Source organism: Dechloromonas sp. ZY10, from assembly GCF_041378895.1.
Lineage (GTDB): Bacteria > Pseudomonadota > Gammaproteobacteria > Burkholderiales > Rhodocyclaceae > Azonexus > Azonexus aquae.
On record NZ_CP144212.1, the window covers coordinates 3056293 to 3078194 of the forward strand.

Annotated in this window: 16 protein-coding genes; 6 read left to right on the top strand and 10 right to left on the bottom strand. The window is 66.0% G+C overall.

Annotation, left to right across the window (positions count from 1 at the left end):
- Window positions 1–20: 20 nt before the first annotated feature.
- From VX159_RS13960 to VX159_RS13975, 4 genes are read right to left on the bottom strand one after another with little or no spacing between them, the layout of a single operon-like run.
- Window positions 21–596 carry an SRPBCC family protein gene (locus tag VX159_RS13960; RefSeq protein ID WP_371323494.1) on the bottom strand — a complete coding sequence of 192 codons (576 nt, stop codon included), beginning with the start codon at window positions 594–596 and terminating at the stop codon, window positions 21–23.
- Window positions 593–3682, bottom strand: a complete 3090-nt coding sequence (locus tag VX159_RS13965; protein WP_371323495.1) for an efflux RND transporter permease subunit — start codon at window positions 3680–3682, stop codon at window positions 593–595. Before VX159_RS13965 ends, VX159_RS13960 begins: the two co-directional genes overlap by 4 nt.
- Window positions 3679–4812 (bottom strand): efflux RND transporter periplasmic adaptor subunit, encoded by a 1134-nt coding sequence (locus VX159_RS13970; protein ID WP_371323496.1) that lies wholly within the window; start codon window positions 4810–4812, stop codon window positions 3679–3681. The genes VX159_RS13965 and VX159_RS13970 overlap by 4 nt, the downstream gene beginning before the upstream one ends.
- Window positions 4809–6077 carry a TolC family protein gene (locus VX159_RS13975; protein WP_371323497.1) on the bottom strand — a complete coding sequence of 423 codons (1269 nt, stop codon included), beginning with the start codon at window positions 6075–6077 and terminating at the stop codon, window positions 4809–4811. The genes VX159_RS13970 and VX159_RS13975 overlap by 4 nt, the downstream gene beginning before the upstream one ends.
- A 99-nt stretch (window positions 6078–6176) precedes the next feature.
- Between VX159_RS13975 and VX159_RS13980 the strand changes: the two genes are divergently transcribed.
- Window positions 6177–6866 (top strand): response regulator, encoded by a 690-nt coding sequence (locus VX159_RS13980; RefSeq protein WP_371323498.1) that lies wholly within the window; start codon window positions 6177–6179, stop codon window positions 6864–6866.
- Window positions 6859–8238 carry a sensor histidine kinase gene (locus tag VX159_RS13985; protein WP_371323499.1) on the top strand — a complete coding sequence of 460 codons (1380 nt, stop codon included), beginning with the start codon at window positions 6859–6861 and terminating at the stop codon, window positions 8236–8238. Before VX159_RS13980 ends, VX159_RS13985 begins: the two co-directional genes overlap by 8 nt.
- Before the next feature lie 13 nt (window positions 8239–8251).
- Here VX159_RS13985 and VX159_RS13990 read toward each other — a convergent pair whose 3' ends face one another.
- The 5 genes from VX159_RS13990 to VX159_RS14010 all read right to left on the bottom strand — a co-directional run bounded on the left by VX159_RS13990 (window position 8252) and on the right by VX159_RS14010 (window position 13989).
- Window positions 8252–8626, bottom strand: a complete 375-nt coding sequence (locus VX159_RS13990) for a Crp/Fnr family transcriptional regulator (protein ID WP_371323500.1) — start codon at window positions 8624–8626, stop codon at window positions 8252–8254.
- 182 nt (window positions 8627–8808) lie between these two features.
- Window positions 8809–10722, bottom strand: a complete 1914-nt coding sequence (locus VX159_RS13995; RefSeq protein ID WP_371323501.1) for an LTA synthase family protein — start codon at window positions 10720–10722, stop codon at window positions 8809–8811.
- A gap of 33 nt (window positions 10723–10755) precedes the next feature.
- Complete coding sequence (locus tag VX159_RS14000; RefSeq protein WP_371323502.1) at window positions 10756–12075, bottom strand: sensor histidine kinase; 1320 nt, start codon at window positions 12073–12075, stop codon at window positions 10756–10758.
- Window positions 12044–12757, bottom strand: coding sequence for a response regulator transcription factor (locus VX159_RS14005; protein ID WP_371323503.1), 714 nt, complete (start codon window positions 12755–12757; stop codon window positions 12044–12046). Before VX159_RS14005 ends, VX159_RS14000 begins: the two co-directional genes overlap by 32 nt.
- Complete coding sequence (locus VX159_RS14010; protein ID WP_371323504.1) at window positions 12754–13989, bottom strand: HD-GYP domain-containing protein; 1236 nt, start codon at window positions 13987–13989, stop codon at window positions 12754–12756. Before VX159_RS14010 ends, VX159_RS14005 begins: the two co-directional genes overlap by 4 nt.
- 153 nt (window positions 13990–14142) lie before the next feature.
- Between VX159_RS14010 and VX159_RS14015 the strand changes: the two genes are divergently transcribed.
- Genes VX159_RS14015 through VX159_RS14030 form a run of 4 tightly spaced genes read left to right on the top strand, consistent with a single transcriptional unit; the run spans window position 14143 to window position 19972 of the window.
- Window positions 14143–15252 carry an efflux RND transporter periplasmic adaptor subunit gene (locus VX159_RS14015; protein WP_371323505.1) on the top strand — a complete coding sequence of 370 codons (1110 nt, stop codon included), beginning with the start codon at window positions 14143–14145 and terminating at the stop codon, window positions 15250–15252.
- Between the two features lie 12 nt (window positions 15253–15264).
- Window positions 15265–18357 carry an efflux RND transporter permease subunit gene (locus VX159_RS14020; RefSeq protein ID WP_371323506.1) on the top strand — a complete coding sequence of 1031 codons (3093 nt, stop codon included), beginning with the start codon at window positions 15265–15267 and terminating at the stop codon, window positions 18355–18357.
- A 5-nt stretch (window positions 18358–18362) separates the two neighbouring features.
- On the top strand, window positions 18363–18713 hold the full coding sequence (locus tag VX159_RS14025) for a DUF3240 family protein (protein ID WP_371323507.1): 351 nt from the start codon (window positions 18363–18365) through the stop codon (window positions 18711–18713).
- Window positions 18710–19972 (top strand): TolC family protein, encoded by a 1263-nt coding sequence (locus VX159_RS14030; protein WP_371323508.1) that lies wholly within the window; start codon window positions 18710–18712, stop codon window positions 19970–19972. Before VX159_RS14025 ends, VX159_RS14030 begins: the two co-directional genes overlap by 4 nt.
- 344 nt (window positions 19973–20316) lie before the next feature.
- On the opposite strand, the gene VX159_RS14035 is transcribed toward VX159_RS14030, so the two are convergent.
- Window positions 20317–21852: a hypothetical protein gene (locus VX159_RS14035; RefSeq protein ID WP_371323509.1), complete on the bottom strand. Its 1536-nt coding sequence runs from the start codon at window positions 21850–21852 to the stop codon at window positions 20317–20319.
- Window positions 21853–21902 lie beyond the last annotated feature (50 nt).

The following is a 21902-nucleotide window of genomic DNA, read 5'->3' on the forward strand; positions in this document are numbered from 1 at the left end:
CGGTGCTTCCGGGCTGATTATTAATGCTTTTTCCCCTGCAAGCGCCGTTCCATTTCGCTCGCCAGCGCAGAAAATTGCCCGGCCAGTTCGTGCTGCATGAAATTGACGCCCAGGCCGGCCGGAATCCACTGTTCAGGCAGTAACTCCAGACGGTAATCCAGCAGTGTACTGCTGCCGCTGGCCTGTGTGCGCAATTCGCTACGCATTTTCCTTACCCCCGACAGGCCGATGGCGACAATCCGGCCATCCGGCAGCGCCTCGATCAAACGCTCATTGGCAAAATTCAGGCGAAACGGCCCGAAACTGAGCCGCCCCTGCTGCTGGACATGCCAGCGTTGCCCGGCGTGCGCCAGCACCCGGCTCTGCTCAAGGCCGGGAATAAAGGCCGGCATCCGCTCGAAATCGGTCAGCACGTCCAGCGCCAAAGACTGCGGCACCGCCACCCGGAACTGCAGATGGGCGTAATAGGTGCCATCGCGGTACTCGACCTCGACCTCGTCGTCAGCCAGGGTCAGCGCAGCGGCGGGCAGCGCCAGCAAGCAGCCAAGCATGCAGCACCAGGCCAGAGCGAAACCGGCACGCCGACCGACGTTCAATGCAGCGCCCTGGCCAGACGCGGATGGGTAGCGAGGAAGTGACATAGGGCCGGCAACACGAACAGGGTCAGCACGGTCGCTGAAATCAGCCCGCCGATCACCACCAGTGCCAGCGGTCGCTGGGTTTCGGCGCCGATGCCATGCGACAACGCCATCGGCAGCAGCCCGAGCATCGCCAGCAGCGCGGTCATCAGCACCGTACGCAGGCGCGACAGCGCACCGTGGAAAATCGCTTCTTCCTTGCTCATTCCCTGGCGCTGCAACTGGTTGATGTAGCTGACCATCACCACCCCGTTCAACACCGCTTGGCCAAACAGCGCAATGAAGCCGATCGCCGCCGAGACCGACAGCGGAATACCCGACAGCAGCAGCGCAAAGACACCGCCGATCAACGCAAAAGGGATGTTGCAGATGATGATCAGCGCGTCCCTGAACGACTTGAAGGCATCGAACAGCAACAGGAAGATCAGCAGGATCGACAGCGGCACCACCAGCATCAGCCGCTTCATCGCCCGCTCCTGGTTTTCGAACTCGCCCGACCAGGTGATCGAATTGCCGGCCGGCAGCTTGATTTCCTGCGCCGCCTTCTGCATGTCGGCAACCACGCTACCCATATCGCGGTCGCGGATGAAGACGCCAATCGCAACCACCCGCTGCCCCGATTCGCGGGCGATATTCATCGCACCGCTGCCAGGTTTGAAATCCACCAGCGCCGCCAGCGGCACCTGCGCCCCGCTCGGCGTCGGGATCAGCACCTCGCGCAAACGGTCGAGCTGGCGCTCGGATTCCGGCAGGCGGACAACAACGCTGAAATGCCGTTCGCCCTGCCACAGTTCGGTCGCCACCTTGCCAGCGAGCGCGGTTTCGACCACGTCCTGCACGTCCATCACGTTGAGGCCGTAGCGCGCCGCCGCCGCCCGGTCGATCTCCAGCCGGTACTGCGGCAGGTCGCCGTCGCGGTCGATGAAGGCACGGACCACGCCGGGTACGGTGTTGATCCGGGAGAGCAACTGGTTGGCGTTGGCCTTGAGCACATTCAGGTCGTCGCCAAACAGCTTGACCACGATCTGCCCGTCGATCTGCGAAATCGATTCGAGAATCTGGTCGCGCACCGGCTGGCTGAAGGTCGGCTCGATCCCCGGCAGGTCGTTGAGCTTGTCCTCCATCTCGCGCACCAGCGCCTCCTTGCCGATCCCGGGACGCCACTCCGACTCGGGCTTGAGGTCGACCAGCATTTCGGTCATGTTGATGTTCTTCGGGTCGGTGCCGTCTTCCGGCCGGCCGCCCTTGGAAATCACCGCGTTCACTTCGGGAAAATCGGCGACCACCCGGCGCAGTTTTTTCAGTTCGTTGCGCGCCTCGTCAACCGACAACGAGGTCGGCAGGGTGATGTTGATCCAGATCGAGCCCTCGTTGAGTTCGGGCAGGAACTCCGTGCCCAGCCAGGGCACGGCCACCGCCGTCGCGGCCAAGACCAGCAGCGCACCGGCCAGCACCCGCCGGCTGCGTGCCAGCACCCATTGCAGGGCCGGCTCGTAGCGGTTCATGCACCAGCGCATCAGACTGGTCTCCTCGTGCGGCACGCGCTTGCGGAAGGCGATATTGGAGAGGAAAGGCACCAGCGTCAGCGACAGAATCAGCGAGGTGATCAGCGCCGCCACCACCGAATAGGCCATCGGCGCGAAAATCTTGCCCTCGTGCCGCTGCATGGTGAAGATCGGCAGATGCGCGACGATGATGATCACCATCGAGAACACCGTCGGCCGGCCGATTTCCAGCACCGCTTCCTGGATGGTGCGGGTGCGCGGCCGGTGGTCCTCGTCGCGGTGTGCTTCGCCCAGGCGGCGGAAAATGTTTTCGATCACGATCACCGCGCCATCGACGATGATCCCGAAATCCATCGCCCCGAGCGACAACAGGTTGGCCGGGATGCCGACCAGCGACAGGCCGATGAAGGTGCCGAGCAGGGCCAGCGGGATCACCGAGGCGACAATCGCCGCCGCACGCAGATCGGCGAGGAAGAGATAGAGCACCAGCGTGACAAGCAGCGCGCCTTCGAGCAGGTTGGTAAACACCGTCTTCAGCGTCTTGCCGATCAGCCACGAGCGGTCGTAATAAGGCACGATCCTGACCCCCGGCGGCAGGCCGCCGGCGTTGAGCCGGTCGATTTTGGCCTTGAGCGCATCGAGCACGAAGGATGGGTTTTCGTCCTTGCGCAACAGCACGATACCTGACACGACATCATCCTGATTTCCCTCAGCATCGGTATAGCCGACGATGCCCTGTGGCGGCACGCGGGCTTCGACCACCTCAGCAAGATCGCGGACCAGCACCGGCACGCCCTTGTTTTCGGCGACCACGACCTGGCCGATGTCGGCCGACGAGCGCAGCAGCCCGAGCGAACGGATCAGGAACTGCTGCCGCCCCTGCGCCACCGAGCCGCCACCGGCGTTGGCATTGGCCCGCTGCAGCGCGGCGTAGAGCTGACCGAGGGTGATCCTGTAGTCGCGCAGCCGGGCCAGGTCGGGGCGCACCTCGTACTGGCGGATCGGCCCGCCGAGCGAAACCACATCGGCAATCCCCGACACCTGCTTGATTTGCCGCGTGATCTGCCAGTCCTGGATCGCGCGCAGTTCGCCGGGGGCAATGCCCTCGCCTTCCAGACGGTAGCGGAAGATCTCGCCGGTGGCGGTCGCCGGTGGCGCCAGTTCGGGCTCGACGCCGGGCGGCAGGTCAAGCCCGCGCAGACGCTCCTCGACCAGTTGCCGGGCCATGAACAGGCTGGGTTTTTCGTCGAAGGTAACGACGATGAAGGAGAGCCCGAACTGCGTATGCGAGAACATCCGGATCGAATTCGGCACCCCGGAAAGCGCAATTTCCAGCGGAATGGTCACCTGTTTCTCGACCTCTTCCGGCGCCCGGCCGGGGTAGAGCGTGATCACCGTGACCTGGGTATCGGTCACGTCGGGAAAGGCTTCGATGGGCAGCGAGCGGAAAGCGGCGATCCCGCCACCGATGAACAGCAGCAAGCCGAGCACGACAAACAGCGGCTGATTCAGCGCGTAATCGACGATGCGCTTGATCATTGCGCCCCCGCCGTGACCGGCTTGAAGTACTTGAGCAGGTGCAGGTTGCCTTCGCTGACGACCCGCACGCCAGCCTCCAGTCCGCCGAGAATTTCCAGCCGGCCATTCCGTTCGCGGCCGACGCTCACCGCCTGCCGGCGATATATCCCCGCAGCCTCCTCGACGAAGACATAGCGGCGCTCGCCTTGCAGGAATACGGCGCCGCTCGGCACGCTCAACGCCTGGCCGGCCGGTAGCCGGATGCTGGCGCGGACAAACATTTCAGCCTTGAGACGGCGGTCGGGATTGGCCACCTCGCCCCGTACCCGCAAGGTACGGGTGGCCGGATCGACGAAATCGGCGACATGGCGGATCACCCCGGCAAAGCGTTCGCCCGGATAGGCCTTGACCTCAAGACTGAGTTCCTCGCCCGGCTTGAGCGCTGCCAGATCGGCTTCACCGGCATCGAGTTGCAGCCACAACCGGGCCGGATCGGTAATCACGAACAAGGGCAGGGCACCGGCCTCGGGCCGGAACTCCATGCCGGGATTAAGATTGCGCTCGACCACGATGCCCGCCAGCGGGGCTTTCAGCGGATAGCTGTCGGCCTCACCGCCGAGACTGGCCAGCTGGCGCTGCGCCCGCTCGCGTTCGGCGCGCGCGGCGGCGGCCTCGGCCTCGCTCTGCTGCCAGTCCTTTTCGGCAATCACCCCGGCCTCGCGCAGTTCGCGCTGGCGGACCAGGTTCTGCTGCGCCAGCCGGTACGCGGCCTCGGCCTTGCGCAGTTCGGCGCGCGCCTGACCGTAGTCGGGAGAACTCAACCAGGCCAGCGTCTCGCCGGCCTTGACCGCCTGCCCGACCGCCACCGCGACGCGCTGGATGCGACCGGCGACCTGCGGCACCACGCGCACGGTCCGCTCCTCATCCCAGACGATGCGCCCGGGCAGGGTCAGAATTTCGCCCTGATCACGGTCGACCGTGGCAATCTGCAAAAAACCGGCCTTGTCCGGCTCGGCCAACAGCACCCGTTCGCCATCGGTACGCACCGCCGGTTTTTTTGCGGCTTCCGGTTCGCTGCTGCAAGCCGCCAGCAGGCTCAGGGACAAGGCCCCCAGCAACAAGAAAAAACAACGGGGCAGCCCGAATTTCATGGTTTCGTTCCGGAAGCGTTATTCTGATTTTGGTAATTTGCCTGCAAGGTCCAGGCGGCCCAGGCGCGGGCATAGTCAGCGCGGGCATTGAGCGCCTCGACCTCGACCTGGCGCTGGGTACGCCGGGCATCCAGCAAGTCGAGCAGGCCCATTGCGCCACGGCGGTAAGCCAATTCGGCGGCATCGGCCACCCGCCGCGCATCGGCAAGCAGACCGTCCTCGATCCGCCGCAGGCGGTCGCGCGCGGCAAGCAAGGCACTGCGCGCCACCGCCACCTCGCCGCCGACCTGTGCCTGCAGTTGCTCAAACTGCAGGCGAGCCGTATTCAGGTCGGCCTCGGCGCGGGCAATTTCACCCTCGTACTCGTGCCAGATAAACAGTGGCACGCTGACCCCGAAGCCGTAGCTGTTGGTCGGCGCATTCTGCAGATTGTGTTCGTATTGCATGCCGACAGTCACGTCGCGGGTTCGCCTGGCCCGCGCCAGTTCGCGCTCGGCTTCCGCCGCAGCCACCCGGCGACGGGCGGCTGCGAGGTCGGGACGCGCATCGAGACTTGCGCCTTGCAGTTCGGCGGCAGTCGGCAATGGCCAATCGTCGGCAGCCTGCAATTCGCCGGCCTCCGCCTCGCGTCCGATCAGATAAGCCAGCGCCTGTTGCGCCCGCTCGCGCTCGGCCTGGGCCGCGCGCAATTCGGTCTCGGCCCGCGCCAGGTCGATCTGCAGCCGCGCCAGGTCGACCGGGGCGATGTCGCCGGCCTTCTTGCGCAACTGACCGGCTTCGACGCTGCGCCGGTAGAGGGCGGCCGTTTCCTGCGCCAGACGCAGGCGCTCCTGGCTCAAGCGCAAGTCGAAATAGGCGCCACGCAGGTCGAGCAACTGCAGCCGCCCGAGATCCTCAGCCGCAAAACGCGCGGCGGCCAGCCGTTCATCGGCGCTGCGCTGGCGCAGTTCGCGCTTGCCGCCGCGCTCGATCAGTTGCTCGACGCGCAGTACCGTGTCCATCTTCTTGCGCTCCCAGCCACCGCTGCGATACCCCGACCACGGGCTGATCGCCAGCGTATTCAACGCCAGGTCGGGGTTTTGCCGCTGCCCGGCAGTCACCTGGTCCGCGGCCGCCGCCTCAACCGCCACGGCAGCCAATTTCAATTCGCGGCTATGCTGCCGCCACAGGGCTTCGGCCTGGTTCAGGGTTAGCCCGGCGCGAGCCGGGCCCGTGGCCAGGAACAGGCTCAGGCAGAGGATGAATGGGAGAAAGGGAGGGCGCATGGCGTAGGCAAAGAGGCGACGTGGTATCGTATGGAGTTGCTCTGACCCGGTTCTGACCAGTTGCTGACCGCCCCCTGACCACCTTCACCTGTTTTGACCATGCGTATCCTGCTTGCCGAAGACGATGCCCTGCTGGCCGACGGCCTCGCCCGCGCCCTGGCCCATTCCGGCTATAGCGTCGAAATCGCTGCCGACGGCAAGACCGCCGACCACTGGCTGCAGAGCGAGGAATTCGACCTCGCCATCCTCGACCTGGGCCTGCCCGGCCTCGAAGGCAGCGACGTGCTGCAGCGCCTGCGCAGCCGTCGCCAGAAAACGCCGGTACTGATTCTCTCGGCGCGTCCGGCGATGGAGGAGCGGGTGCGCCTGCTCGACCTCGGCGCCGATGACTACGTGGTCAAACCGGTGGCGCTGGCCGAGCTTGAGGCCCGGGTGCGGGCGCTGATCCGGCGCGGCCGGGGCGACCCCGACCCGAACCTGATCCTCGGCCGGCTGCGCCTCGACACGCTGGGCAAACGGGCTTGGGTGCGCGATGCTGATGGCGACGGCGAACACAATTTCGAGCTGACTGCACGCGAATGGGCGGCCATCGAATTTCTCGCCCAGCGGGTCAACCGGGTGATCAGCAAGGAACAGATGATCCAGGCGCTGTACGGCTGGGAGGACGACATCACGCCGAACGCCATCGAAAAGTTCATTTCCCGCCTGCGCGGCAAGCTAGAGACCGCCGGCGTCACCATCCGCACCGTGCGCGGCCTCGGCTACTACCTGGAAAAGCCGCATGCCTGACCCGGGCCGCCACGGCAGCCTGCGCATCACACTGTTGCGGCGCCTGCTGCCGGCAATGCTGGCCTTGTTGCTGGGCAGCGCCACCATCGCCTACTGGATTGCCTGGCGCAGCGCGACCAAGGCCTACGACCGGGCGCTCGCCGACGCGGCACTGGCGATTGCCGAACAACTCCACCTGAAGCACGGCGAAGTCCATCTGCCGTTGACGCAGCAGGCCCGCGAAGTCCTGCTGACCGACCACTACGACCAGATTTTTTACGCCGTACGCGCCGCCGACGGCACCCTGCTTGACGGTGAACATCGCCTGCCGCTAGCCCCTGAAACCAGGCGCAGCGGCGAAATCCGCTATTACTTCGACGCCCGTCTGGATCACCTGCCGATCCGCGTTGCCGCGCTCGAACGCGAACTCGCCGGACAGAAGCTGACCATTCTGGCCGGGGAAACGATGGTCAAGCGCAATGCGCTGATCCGCGAAATCCTGCTCGGAATGCTGCTGCCGGAACTGCTGCTGGTCGGGCTCAGCCTGCTGATCGTCTGGTTCGGTGTCCGCTCCGGCTTGCGTCCGCTCGACGGCCTGCGCCACGAACTGGCCGGTCGTTCGCAGACCGACCTGAGCCCGCTGGGCACCGATGTGCCGCAGGAAATGCAGCCGATGGTGCGCGAAATCAACGGCCTGCTGCAACGCCTGGCCGACTCGCTCGACAGCCAGCGCAACTTCGTTGCCGACGCCGCGCACCAGCTACGGACGCCGATTGCCGCGCTGCAAGCGCAGGTCGAAGCCGCACTGCAGGCCGCACCGGAAAACGCCCGGCCGCAACTGAGCGGCGTCCGCAACGCCTGCCAGCGGCTGACCCACCTGGTCTCGCAATTGCTCGCACTGGCCCGCGCCGAACCCTCGCTGGCGCAAACCGACCCGGAAATCGAACTGGCCGAGATCATCCATGCCTGCGCCGAAAGCTGGCTACCCAATGCCATCGCCCGCAGCATCGACCTCGGCTTCGAGGTCGCGCCGGCCAGCGTGCATGGCAACCGGCTGCTGCTCCAGGAATTGCTCGGCAACCTGATCGACAACGCCTTGCGCCATGCCCCCGCCGGCGGCGCGGTCACCGTTGGCTGCGGTACTGCGGCCGACGGCCGCTGCCGGCTGACGGTCGAGGACAACGGCCCCGGCATCCGCGACGGCGAACAGGACAAGATTTTCGAGCGTTTCTACCGCCCGCCCGGCAGCCATAGCGACGGTTGCGGCCTCGGCCTGGCCATCGTCCGGGCGATTGCCCGCCAGCATGGCGGCCAGGTCCGCGCCGAGCGTTCGCCCCGACTCGGCGGCGCCCTGTTTGAAGTCAGCCTGCCGGCGACGCCGGCCGCGCACTGAAAGACCGCCGGATTCAGCCCGAGGTTGCCTGCTGCAGGCGCTGGTTCATGTTTTTCAGCCGCTCGGCCAGCACCCGCATCACCTGGGTGGCAAAAAAGGGCGTCTGCTGGACGAGAAACTGGAAACGTTTCTCATCGACCTCGACAAATTCGCAATCGCTCAACGCGATTACCGAGGCTGAACGCGGCCCCGGCAAAACGATGCTCATTTCACCGACAATCGACCCGTGCACCAGGGTTTCAACCGCCTGCTCGCCAACCCACACCTCGGCGCTGCCGGTCGCCAGCACATACATCAGATGCCCCTCCTCGCCCTCGCGAAACAGGGCCTGCCCGGCAGGCACCTGGACCAGCGAAGGATTGTGGGCAAACAGATCAAAGAACACCATTCCATCTCTCCTCATCGAAGCTGCACACATCGTACACGGTGCCGGCCAAGCGGCTTGCCGGGTGGCTCCACAATAGCAAAGCCGGCTCCGGCTGTGCCGGCGCGCTGCCCGTCAGCGTAAAAAAACGCGCATTTCTACGGTCGACCGTGAATATGCGCGTTTTTGCCGGGCGGTACAGCCGATCAGCGGCGGCCGTCCTGCCCGTGCTGCTCCATCAACAAGGCGGCCCCCTGGAAATAGGCAATCGCCTCATCGGCCAGTTTGGGATCGGTCGGCACCGGCTGCGCTTCGCGGCCGTCGTCGCTGACGCGGAAGGTTTCGATCTTGCGCCGGGGTTGCAGCACGGTCATCAGATTGCCCTTGAGGTAGCCGAGGTTCTGGTAGGTCGACAGCAGGGCCCGACCTTCGTCCGGCGCCATGCGCAGAATGTCGCGGCCGACAAAATGATCTTCCTTACCCAAGCCGAGCAGCGCCAGCAGGGTCGGCACCAGATCGATCTGGCTGGACAGCGTGTCGACCCGGGCCGGCTTGATCCACTTGGGTGCGTAGAGCACCGCCGGGATGTGGTAACGATCGACCGGAATCTTGGTCTTGCCGGCACTGCTCGCGCAATGGTCGGCGACGAACAGGAAGACGGTATTGTCGAACCACGGTTTCTGCTTGGCCATCTCGATGAAGCGGCCGACCGCGTAGTCGGCGTACTTGACGCCGCCGCGCCGCTTGCCCGGCGAGGGAATGTCGATGCGCCCCTCCGGATAGGTGAAGGGAACGTGGTTGGAAGCGGTCATGATATGACCGAAGAAGGGCTTGCCGGCGGCATGGTCGCGGTCGATTTCGAGCAGCACCTGGTCGAACAGATGCTCATCGGCAACGCCCCAGATATTCTCGAACTCGACGATCCCGTCCTGAAAGCCGGTACGGTCGGTGACCCGGTAACCCTGCGCGGCAAAGTAGCTGTTCATGTTGTCGAACGCGCCGTAGCCGCCGTAGAGGAAGTGCGGCTGCCAGCCGTGCTCGGCCAGCGAAGCGCCAAGGGTATTGAGGTTGCTGACGTTGGGCCAGCGCACCACCGACTTGCCTGGCAAGGGCGGCAGCGCTGCCGACAGGGCTTCGAGGCCGCGCACGGTGCGCGTGCCGGCGGCGTAGAGGCGACTGAACAGCAGCCCTTCGCCGGCCAGCCGGTCGAGGTTCGGGGTCAGCCCTTCGCGGTTGCCGAAAGTCGCCATGTACTCGGCGGAGAAGCTCTCCATCATCACCACCACCAGGTTCGGCTGCTTGCCGCCGAGCGCCTGCGGCGCATGGTAGGCGGCCTTTTGCACCGGCGCGTGGGTGGCGCTGACCGTGGCATGGCCGGACAGGCGCTGCAGATCGCGCATTACCTCGGTATCCGGCCGGGTAGCATAGAACTGGCGATAGTCGAGGCGATTCTGCCGCGCGGCCCAGATGAAGCTGCGCCAGCCGTTGTCGGCCAGTTCGTTGGCGAAACCGTTGCCGGAAAACTCGGCCGGCGGCACCTTCCAGTAGGCGAGCAGCGCGAACAGGCTGATCACCAGCAGGGCCGGCAGCTGCCGCCAGCGACGGCCCCCCGGCTGAACGCCGGCCGGCTGCGGTTGCGGGACTTGCAAAACGCGCCGGCAGCCGCCGACGATGAGCAAGGATGCACCGATCAGCGCAGCGACAATCGGCCCGACCGGATAAGACTCGCGGATATTGCCGATCACCTCGGTGGTAAACACCAGGTAATCGAGGGCGATGAAGTTGAAGCGGACGCCAAATTCGTCCCAGAAAATTCCCTCGGCCACAGCCACAAACAGCAGCACGAAGACATAAATGAAGAGCAGCGGCAAACGCAAACGCTGTCCACGCGGCCCGGTAAACCAGCTGGCAAACCACAGCCAGGGCAAGGCCAGCACGGCAGCGACCGGCAGGTCGCGCAGCACGCCAAGGGCAAAGCCGGCAGCCAGTGTCGCCAGCGGCTGGCCGGAAACCAGCGCGGCATGGGCCAGCAGGGCCAGGCGGGTGAGTACGAACACCGCCAGGGCCAGCCCGGCAGAGAGGCCGGCGCTACGCCAGCCGGCAAGAGACAAAAACGCCATGCAATTCCCCGAAATGAATTTCGGGGATGCAGGCTAGTCGACCGTGTGTGATGGAATTGTGAGGTCGCCCGGCGCAAAGCGCAGCCGGATCAAGCCGCCGCCAGTTGCGGCATTCTCCGCCGTGACCTGCCAGCCGCAAGCCTGACTGACATGACGGACCAGGGCCAGCCCCAGCCCGTGCAAGCCACGGCGGCCGATATAGAAACGGTCGAAAACGTGACCCAATTCATCGGCAGCAAAGCCGGGACCGCTATCCTGCACCGCCAGTTCGTCGTCTGCCAGCCAGCAGCGGACCGTGCCATCAGCGCTATAGCGCAACGCATTGTCGAAAATATTGCGCAGGACCAGTTCGAACAGCGCCGGATCAGCCAGCAGCTGACAGTCAACCGCTACCGCATTCTCGAGTTGCGGCACCGGCAGCCCGGCGGGAACCGCGTCCAGACTGCGCTGCCAGACCTCATCCAGCAGCCCCGCCAGTGCCAGCGGCAAGCGCTCGCCCGGGCGCGCCTCGCGCGCCAGCAGCAGCAGGCTGGCAGCCAGCGAATTGATCCGGTCCACGCCGGCAACGATACGGGCCCCGCGCCTGGCCACCGCCGCCGGCAAGTCCGGCAGCTGGCTCAGCAACTCGGCATCGGTGCGGATTGCGGTGAGCGGCGTCCGCAGCTCATGCGACAGATTGGCGGCAAAAGCGCGTTCGCGCGCCATCGCCTCACGCTGACGGTTGCGCTGGCGGTCAAAGGCCTCGGCCAGCGCCAGCACTTCGCGCTCCATTGCCGGATCGGCCAGCGCTTCCGGGACTTCGCGCTCGACCGCCTCGGCCAGCCCGCCAAGCCGGCGGGTCAGCCGCCCGGCCAGCCAGTAGCCGGCGCCGAGGGTAGTCAGCGCGAGCAGCAGGGCCGCCGCGAGCGTGCTCCAGAACAGCCGGTTGAGACGAAATTCATGATCTTCGACGTCGTACACCAGGATGTAGCGTGCCTGCGCATCGGCCCGTACCAGCACATGGTATTCGTGACTACCGATAAATACCTCGTGATCGCCGACCGGCAAATGCGCGAACTGCGGCGGCGCCTCTACCCGCTGGCTGCTGGGCCGGAACGGCTCGCGGTAGAGCCACATCGCCGGCGAATTAGGCAGCGCTGCCTCCGGATGCTCGCGCCACAGCGCCATGCTGTGCGCCATCTGTTCGTGCAATTGCTGGTTGATGAAGGCGTCTTCCTGGCGTTCGAGCAGCCACAGCCAGGTCAGCGACTGCGCCAGGATGGTCAGCAAGGCCAATGCCGCGAGCGCGGCCGCCACCCGCCAGCGCAGGCTGCGTGCTCGTTCAGCCCAGCGCCAGCTTGTAACCCAGGCCATGTACATTCTCCACCTGCCACCCCGGATGCGCCGCCAGCGCCTTGCGCACGCCGAGCAACACCGAGCGCAGGTTGTCGCTCGACGCCTGCGCCTCGCCCCAGATCGCGATTTCCAGTTCGCGCCGGGCATAAACCCGCCCCGGCTGTGCCGCCAGCGTTGCCAGCAGCCGCCAGGCCTTGGGCGACAGATTGAGCGGCTGACCGTCGAGGCTGGCCGCGCGGGCAGCCGGATCGAGCCGCAGCCCACGGTACTCGCGCACCGCCGGCACCGGCGCCACCGCCCGCCGCTGCAAGACCTGCAGCCGGGCCGCCACCTCCTGCAGCGCATAGGGCTTGACCAGGTAATCGTCAGCCCCGGCGGCAAAGCCGTCGAGCTTGTCGTCAAGCCCGTCGCGGGCAGTCAGCAGCAGCACCGGGGTGTAGTCGCCCTGTTCGCGCAGCATGCGCACCCAATGCGCACCGTCGCCATCGGGCAAATTACGGTCGACCAGCAAAACGGCGTATTTTCCGTCGCGGCAACGCGCTGCCGCTTCGCCCAGGGTGGCCGCGTAATCGCAGCGATAGCCGGCGGCTTCGAGAAAATCGTAGAGATTTTCCGCAATCGTCCGCTCGTCCTCGACGATCAGCACTGCTACCGCGTCTTCGTCCGCCCCCGCTTCCAGCACGCCGGCTCCCTCGCTCAAATCTCGAAATGCCGCCGCACGCAAACGGTCAGCAGCCGCCGCAACTCGTTCTCACCACAACCGGCAAGCTGCTCGTGAATGTCCTGGGCCATCTCGCGGAATACGGCGACCACGGCCGGGTCGAAATGACTGCCGCTGTCGCGCTCCAGAATTTCCATCGCTGCGGCAAAGGGCAGCGGCTCCTTGTACGGCCGCCGCGAACAGAGCGCGTCGAACACGTCGGCCACGGCAAAAATCCGCGCTGCCAGCGGAATCTGCTCGCCGGCCAGGCGCCGTGGGTAGCCGCTGCCATCCCATTTTTCGTGGTGTCCGGCAACCACGGCATGTGCGCCATCAAGCCAGCCCATGCCGTGCACGATGTCCTCGCCCTGCGCAACATGGGTGCGCATGATCTCGAATTCTTCGGCGTCGAGCTTGCCCGGCTTGAGCAGGATGGCATCGGGAATCCCGATCTTGCCGACATCGTGCAGGAAGCTGCCGGCAATCAGGGCCTGCATCGCTCCCTGCCGGAAGCCCATCCGCTCGGCGATGCGGGCGGCGATCCAGGCCACCCGGTAGTTGTGCGCGCCGGTATCGGAATCGCGCTTGGCAATGGCGCGCCCCAGGGCTTCCATCATCGCAATGTGCGAATCGAGCACTTCGCGTGCCTTTTGCTCGTTTTCCCGCGACAGGTAGACCACCACCGGGTAGATCGCCGCACCGCACAGCAGCGCCGCCAGCGCTGCCAGCAAGGCCGCCGACAAGGCGCTGTTGCGAATCTGGCGGCGCTGCCAGTCGGGCACCACGCGCACCCCTTCGAAATAGCCGGCATCGGCCAGCGGCACCATCACCCGCAGCGCCCAGCGACCGTCCGGCAGATCGATCCCGAGATAGTCGGGTCTTTCACCCGCCGGCTTGCGATGCGGCGGCAGCAGCGACTCGATCGCCTCGCCCAGATCGGTCGCCGCCTCGGCCCGCTTGTTGCCAGAAGCATCGTAAATTTCGGCGATGTCGAACAGGCCGCCGACAATCGCCTGCGCCGCTTCGCCGGCATGAGCATCGGCCGCCGGGTCGGCGCGGTCGAAGGCAGCGAAATGCTGCAGCAACCGGCGCGACTCTTCTGCCGCCAGAGCCACCGTGGTTTCCTCGGCGCTCTCGCGGGCGACATACCAGGCCAGCGGGCTGGCCAGGGCAGCCAGCAGCAGGCTGACGGCGGCAATCCGCAGGGCGGCACGGCGATTGAATGGATTCATGATTCGGGCACGGTAAAGGCAGAAAGGCGAAGAGTAAGGGCAAATTAGCGGGAGCAGCTTAAGGCTGGCTTAATCCTCGCCGGCGATACTGCGCGCCAGTCGCCCGGCCGGCTTCGGCCACCGCTCCATCAACCTCCGCTGCCCGCCTCCGCCATGTATCCGCCACTGCTTGTCCGCCTGCTTGCCTTGCTTCCCCGATTGTCGCTGGCCTTGCTGACGGTTGGCTGCCCGGCCGCTGCCAGCGAACTGGTCGTACAAGCCGGGCAACTGCGTGCACTCGGGATCGAAGTGCAACGGGTCGCGGCAACGCCAGCGCTGCAGGGCAGCCCGCTGCCAGCCCGGGTCACGGTGCCGAGCGCACAATTGCGGGTGGTCGCTGCACCACTCGGCGGTCTGGTCGAAAGCCTGCTGGCAGCCCCCGGCGACCGGGTTCGTCGCGGCCAGCCGCTCGCCCGCCTGAGCAGCCGCGAAGTGCTGGAACTGCAGCGCGACGCCCTGCAGGCCGACAGCCAGGCCGCGCTGCTGCGACAAAACCTGACCCGCGACGAGCAATTGTTCGCCGAAGGCCTGATCGCAGCCTCCCGCCTGCAGGCTACCCGGGCGGCAGCTGCCCAGGCCGCCGCGCTGGCCGGCGAACGGCGGCGGGGTCTGCAACTTGCCGGCAACGACGGAGCGAGCGGGCTCAGCCCCAGCCTGACCCTGAACTCGCCGATCGACGGCGTGGTGCTGGAACAGATGGTCGGCAGCGGCCAGCGCATCGAAGCGGCCAGCGCGGTCTACCGGATCGCTGCGCTCTCGCCGCTGTGGTTGGAAATTCAGGCTCCGTTGGCGGCTGCGGCACAATTGCGGCCGGGCCAGCACTTGCGGCTGCTTGACTCACCGCTCAGCGCCCGCCTGATCGCGGTGGGCCGGGCAGTCGACCCGCTCAGCCAGAGCGTTCTGGTGCGCGGCGAAATCCGCGAGGGGGCCGAGCAACTGATCCCCGGCCAGTTGCTCAGCGTCGAGCTCCCTGCCACCGAGCCAGGCGAACACTGGCGCCTACCGGCTGCGGCAGTGGTCCGCGACGGTGAGAAAGCCTTGGTCTTCGTCCGTCACGGCACGCCGGCGGCGAATGGCGAACAACGCTTCGCCGCGCAACCGGTCGGGATCGTCGCCCAGGGCGGCGACAGCATCACGGTCAGCGGCCTGCGCGGCGAGCAGGCGGTGGTCGTGCGTGGCGCCTCGGCGCTCAAGGCAATGCGCGCCGGCGTCGGGCGCGAATAGGCGGAGCCGGAGATGCTGACCGCCCTGATCCGTTTTTCGCTGACCCAGCGCCTGCTCCTGCTGGTTCTCGCCTTACTGCTCGCCGGCGCCGGCCTGCAGGCTTTTGCGCTGCTGCCGATCGACGCTTTTCCCGATGTCTCGACGACCCAGGTCAAGATCATCCTCAAGGCGCCGGGGATGACCCCGGAAGAAGTCGAAGCCCGCATCACCACCCCGCTCGAACAGGAATTGCTCGGCATTCCCCAGCAGCGCCTGCTGCGCTCGACGGCAAAATACGCGCTGGCCGACATCACCCTCGACTTCACCGACGGCACCGACATCTACTGGGCGCGGCAGCAGGTCGGCGAACGCCTGAACGCAGCGCTCGGCAACCTGCCCCCCGGGGTCGAAGGCGGCCTGGCACCGATCACCACGCCGCTCGGCGAAATGTATATGTTCACCCTCGAAGGCGAATTGTCGCTGGCCGAAAAGCGCAGCCTGCTCGACTGGACGATCCGCCCGCAACTGCGCACCGTTCCTGGCGTTGCCGACGTTAACAGCCTGGGCGGCGAAGTCCGGGTCTTCGAAGTCGTCCCCGACGCTGCCCTGCTCGCCGCCCGGGGCCTCAGCCAGCAGCAGCTGGCCACGGCACTGGCGGCGAATAACCGCAACGACGGCGCCGGTCGCCTGGGCGATGGCGAAGAGGCCTTGCTGGTGCGGGTCGAAGGCGCAATCCGCGATCTCGACGACGTCCGCGCGATTGTCGTCAGCCCCCGTCCCGAGCGGGTCGTCCGCGTTGGCGACGTGGCCACCGTGCGCCATGGCGGCCTCACCCGCTACGGCGCGGTAAGCCGCAATGGTGCAGGTGAGACCGTGCAGGGACTGGTCCTCGGGCTGCGCGGCGCCAACGCGCAAGCCGTCGTTGCCGGGGTCAAGGCGCGCCTGGCCGAGATCGCCGCCAGCCTGCCCGAAGGGGTGCGCATCGTTCCCTTCTACGACCGTGGCGAACTGGTCAGCCGTGCTGTCGGCGGCGTTGCCAAGGCGCTGGCCGAAGCCATCGTGCTGGTCGTGCTGCTGCTCCTCGCCTTCCTCGGCAATCTGCGCGCCGCGCTGGTAGTGGCGCTGATGCTGCCGCTGTCGGCGCTCGCCACCTTCGTGCTGATGCAGCTGGCCGGGCTCTCGGCCAACCTGATGAGCCTGGGCGGCCTGGCCATCGCCATCGGCATGCTGGTCGACGCTGCAGTGGTGGTGATCGAGAATGTCGAGACCCAGCTCGCCGAAGGCCAGCCCGGGCTGCCGACACTACACTTGGTCTATCGCGCGGCGCGCGAAGTGGCCACCCCGGTCACCTCCGGGATCGCGATCATCATCATCGTGTTTCTGCCGCTGCTGACCTTGCAGGGGCTGGAAGGCAAGATGTTCGCGCCGGTCGCGCTGACCATCGTTTTCGCGCTGTCGGCCTCGCTGCTGCTGTCGCTGACTGTGGTCCCGGTGCTCGCTTCCTGGCTGCTCAAGCGCGGCGTACACCACGAGCCGTGGCTGGTCAGGAAGCTCGCCGCGCTCTACGACCGCGTGCTGGCACAGGCACTGGCGCACAGCCGCCGCTTCATCGCCGGCGCCCTGCTGGCGCTGGTCGCTGCCGGCGGGGTCTTCCTGCTACTCGGCAAGAGTTTCATGCCGACGATGGACGAAGGCGATCTGATCATGCAGCTCGAAAAGCTGCCGTCAATCGGCCTCGACCAGACCATCGCCGTCGATACCCGGGTGCAGCAGGCGATCCTCGAACGCGTTCCCGAGGTGCGCGGCATCGTTGCCCGCGCCGGCGCCGACGAACTCGGCCTCGACCCGATGGGGCTCAATCAGACCGACACCTTCATGGTCCTGGCACCGCGCAGCGAATGGCGCGATGCCGACCCGGCCGCGCTGCAGGACCGCCTGCGCGCAGTGATGGCCGACTTCCCCGGCATCGGCTTCAGCTTCACCCAGCCGATCGACATGCGCGTTTCGGAAATGCTGACCGGCGTGCGCGGCGACCTGGCGATCAAGATTTACGGCCCCGACCTCGCCACCCTCAACCGGCTGGCCGGCGAGATCGTCGCCAGCGTCGGCCGCGTGCGCGGGGCGGAAGACACCTTCACCCTGCGCAACGACGGCGTGCAATACCTCAGGATCGGGATCGACCGGCTGGCCGCCGGCCGCCTTGGCCTCAACGTCGCCGACCTGCAAAACGAACTGAAGACGCTGCTCGAAGGCCAGCCGGTCGGCACCGTGCTCGACCGGGGCCGGCGGGTACCGGTGCTGCTGCGCGCGCCGGCGGCCCTGCGCCATTCGCCGGCCGACTTTGCCGCGCTGCGCATTGCGCTGCCCGGCGAAGCGGCGGGAGGCACCGGGGCCAGCGTACCGCTGGCGCAGGTTGCGCGGATCGAACGAATTGACGGCCCGGTCAAGGTGGACCGTGAAAATGCACAACGCTACGTGGTGGTTCAGTCCAACGTCCGCGACCGCGACCTGGTCGGCTTTGTTGAAGAAGCCCGAGCCGCCGTCACCCGCGACGTCCCCCTGCCGACCGGCTACCGGCTGGCCTGGGGCGGCCAGTTCGAGAACCAGCAGCGGGCTGCCGCGCGGCTGGCGGTGGTGGTGCCGGTAGCGCTGCTGCTGATCTTCTTCCTGCTCTTCTCGACCTTCGGCTCGCTGCGCCAGGCGCTGCTGGTCCTGTCGAACATTCCCTTCGCGCTGATCGGTGGCGTCTTCGCCCTGTTCATCGCCGGCGAATACCTGTCGGTTCCGGCCTCGGTCGGCTTCATCGCGCTGCTCGGGATCGCCGTGCTCAACGGCGTGGTGATGGTCAGCTATTTCAACCAGTTGCTGGCGCGCGGCCTGCCGCTCGCCGAAGTCGTGGTCGAAGGCGCCCGCCGCCGCCTGCGGCCAGTACTGATGACCGCCAGCATCGCCGCCTTCGGCCTGGTACCGATGCTGTTCGCCAGCGGCCCCGGTTCGGAAGTGCAACGACCGCTGGCCATCGTCGTGATCGGGGGCCTGCTCACCTCGACCGTGCTCACCTTGCTGCTGCTACCCATCCTGTTCCGCCGCTTCGGGCTGGAAACCGCCTCGCCCCTGCCACGTTGACCCCCATGCATACACCATCCGCCGCCCATGCCCTGCCCAGCGGACTGCCGCCCGGCGACGAGCTGCTGCTGACACTGATCGTCCCGGTCGATGTTGCCGAAGCAGTCGAAGACCTGCTGCTCGCCCGCAGCGACCTGGTCAGTGGCTTTACCAGCAGCATTGCCGACGGCCACGGCTCGCGGCTGGCCCTGCACGGCGCAGCCGAACTGGTCAGCGGCCACTCGCCGCGCAGCCAGATTCAAACGATTGCCACCGCTGACGACCTGCGCCTTCTGCTGGCTGCGCTCAAGGCAGCGCTGCCGCGCGCGCAAATCTACTACTGGCTGACCCCGGTACTTGAAAAAGGCCGTTTATGATCCGCCCCCTTGCCCTCCTGGCCGCGCTCGGCATCTCGCCCGGCTCGATTGCCGCCCCCGAGCCGCCGCCTGCCGCCGTGCACGCCGTGCTCCCCCCCACCGCCGCAGTCGCCCGGATGCTGCGCGAGCACCCGGCGCTGGCCGCCGGCGAACTGGGAATCGCCGCCAGTACCGCCGAACGCCGCCGGCTCGAAGCCGGGCCACACGAATGGACCCTGCGCCTGCTCGGCCAGCAACGCCGCAGCCTGCCGCCGGCCACGCCGGAACAACGCTACAACGAATGGAATGGCGCCGTTGAACGCGCCCTGCGCCTGCCCGGCAAGGCCGCGCTCGACAGCGAACTTGGCGCTGCCGGCGAAAGCGCAGCCCGTAGCGCGGCCGGCGAGATTGGCCATGCAACCCGGCGCGAATTGCTCACCCGCTGGTTTGACTGGCTGCGCGACAGCGCCGCCGAGCAGCAATGGGCCGGGCAAGCCGCCTCGCTCGACCAACAAGCCGCCAGCCTGCGCCGCCGCGAACAACTCGGCGATGCGGCCCGCAGCGAACGGGTTCAAGCCGAAGCCGCACAGGCCCAGGCCGAGGCACAACTGGCGCAGGCCCGGCAACGCCGCCTGAGCGCCGAAGCCCAGCTGCAACATCGCTACCCCGGCTTGCCACTGCAATTGCCCAGGCAATGGCCAACACCACCGACGTGGTCCGGTAACGAGCAGGAATGGCTGGCAGCGCTGCTCGAACACAACCACGAACTCGCACTGGCTACCGCCGAAGCCCGGCGCGCCGGGGTCGCCGCCGAACGCAGCCGGCGCGAACGGACCCCCGACCCGACCATCGGCCTGCAACTCGGCCGCGAACGCGGCGGCGAAGAACGCCTTGCCGCCATCTACCTCAGCCTGCCACTGCCCGGCGAAGCCCGTAGCGCGGCTGCCGATGCCAGCCAGGCTCAAGCCGCCGCCGCCGAACGCCAGCTCGCAGCCGTCCGCCGCCGCATCGAAGCCGACGCCGCCAGCCTGCTGCAAGCCCTGCGCCTGAGCAACGAACACTGGCCGGCCAGCCAGCGCGCCGCCGAACGTCAGCAACAGGCGGCGGCGATGAGCGAACGCGCCTGGCAACTCGGCGAAGGCAGCCTGGGCGAAGTCCTGCTCGCCCGCCGCCTGGCTAACGAAGCCGCCCTCACCGCCCGCCTGGCGCAACTCGACGCGCTGGAAAAACACGCGCAGGTACTGCTTGATGCGCATCGCTTATGGGATGACGAGGAATGAAGCCGGGGCGGCTTCAGGACGTAGAGGCTCTCCGGTGCAGGCCTGGCTTAAGGCTGTTTTTTCTGATTGACGCGGTCGACCGTGGAAATTGAGGTTTTTTCCCCGGTTGGCGGGATGAATGCCTGCCGGATCTTGCTTCGCCAAGCCATTGCCTTTTTTGGCGCGGGCTTCCGCGCCTGATGCTCAGGCGCAACGGGGGCGCGGCCAAACCCGGCCCAGCGGGCCTCAAACAGTCCTCGCCCTCTTCCCCGTTGCCCCCTGCGCTGCTCAACGCCGCAGAGGGCCGGGGAAAACCCTTACCGATTCACGGTCGGAGGGGAAAGCAAGCTGCTCCTGCGCACCGATCAAGCTGCCTCGCCACTTTTCCCGTCACTCGCCTTAGGCGTAAAAACATTGCCCTTGGCCTGATTGGCCAGAGTGATGGTGATGGGCGGATTACATTCGGAAGCTGGGTTACCGCGCAGGGTACGGTAGCCATCGGGCTCTTCCCGAATATTGATCGTGCAATTGCAGCAAACAAACTGATTCCAGTCGGAGTTGATGTGATTCCAGCTATCAAACCCGACTTGGCAGTTGATCGCCAGGCAGTTGTCGTAGCTAATTTTGATAGCGCCAACCTTGCAGAACATATCGCGCGGATCGGGTGCCCAGCCGTAGCCAAGCCCCTGTCCATACTCGGGGCCGGTCGCACCGTAAGCATCCATGGCCAGCACATTGGTAGCCGTGCAGGAGACAAAACTGATATCCCACCCCCAGGCGGTAAATCCGGCAGCCTGCAAATCCTGGGGACGAATGGCGGTAATGTTTTCGGCAACGCAATCGCTAACCGTGACGCCAATCCCATAGACTTCGACACCGGTAGATTTGGCCCCGGTCTGACTGGGGGTAACGCCATCAATGATGTTGCGTGCGACAAAATGGCTGACGCTGACATCGGCATCAAGAAAAACCGAAATACCATGGCAATCGTCAGCACTGCCGGTGAGGTTGGTGGCCGAACAGCGGTCGAAGTTCAGGCCTATGCAGAAAATCGGCACAAAGCCGATGACGGTGTGGCCGCCGGTCAGGATGTTGCCGTTGAATTGCGACAGCAAGTTGCTGGCGACACACTCCCAAGTCACTACACTCATGCACTTGAGGTAGCTGTAACCCTGCACAGCACCATCGTGGTTGATGAAGTTGCGCATCAGGCATTCGCTGACCGTAGCACCGATGGTGTTCAGGATTTGAATGCCGGCACAGGAATCGGCAGTTACCTCGAGGTTATGCACGGCACAGTTGAGAATAGCCACATCCAGCGCCTTGCTGACATGAAAGCCGCAAGGCGTCAGGAAACGAGTATCCAGATTGTGAAAGAACAGCCCGTCCACAGTGATGTTCTTGATCCCCAGAGAACTCACTTGTTCAGCCCGCACCCCGCAGTAGCCCATGTTCTCCAGGGTACCGTTCTCGACAATGATGTTGGCGACGTTGTTCTGAATGCTGATTCCCGCTGTGATCAGACTGCGATCAGACAGGTCAGCGCGCAGGGTGTGGCCCCCGAGGTCGAGCACGACATTGCTGGCAGCAATGGTAATCGCCGAGCCGGGCTCGGCGCCGGGAGCCCATACCACGTCATCGGCCAGCACATACCTCCCCGGGCTGTTGATCAGCAAGCCTTGCGGAGGGATGGCAGTGATCAACGGCTTGGCTTGCACCTCCTGCATGCCTTGGTTCCGTAGCGGCGACAGCAGCTCCATCAGGGCATCGGCAGAATCGTAGGCCTTAACCAGAGCGCCTTGGTCCAGCGAACTGAACCCATCCCGTTCAAACAGTTTTTGCAACACATCCTGCGGCTGAGTGGCATTCATGAGCGTTCCTTGTTGTTGCAGCGATAGCAAGGGAGGATTCCCCTCCCCGGAGAAAAGCAACTTCCCAACGGCATCCAAAA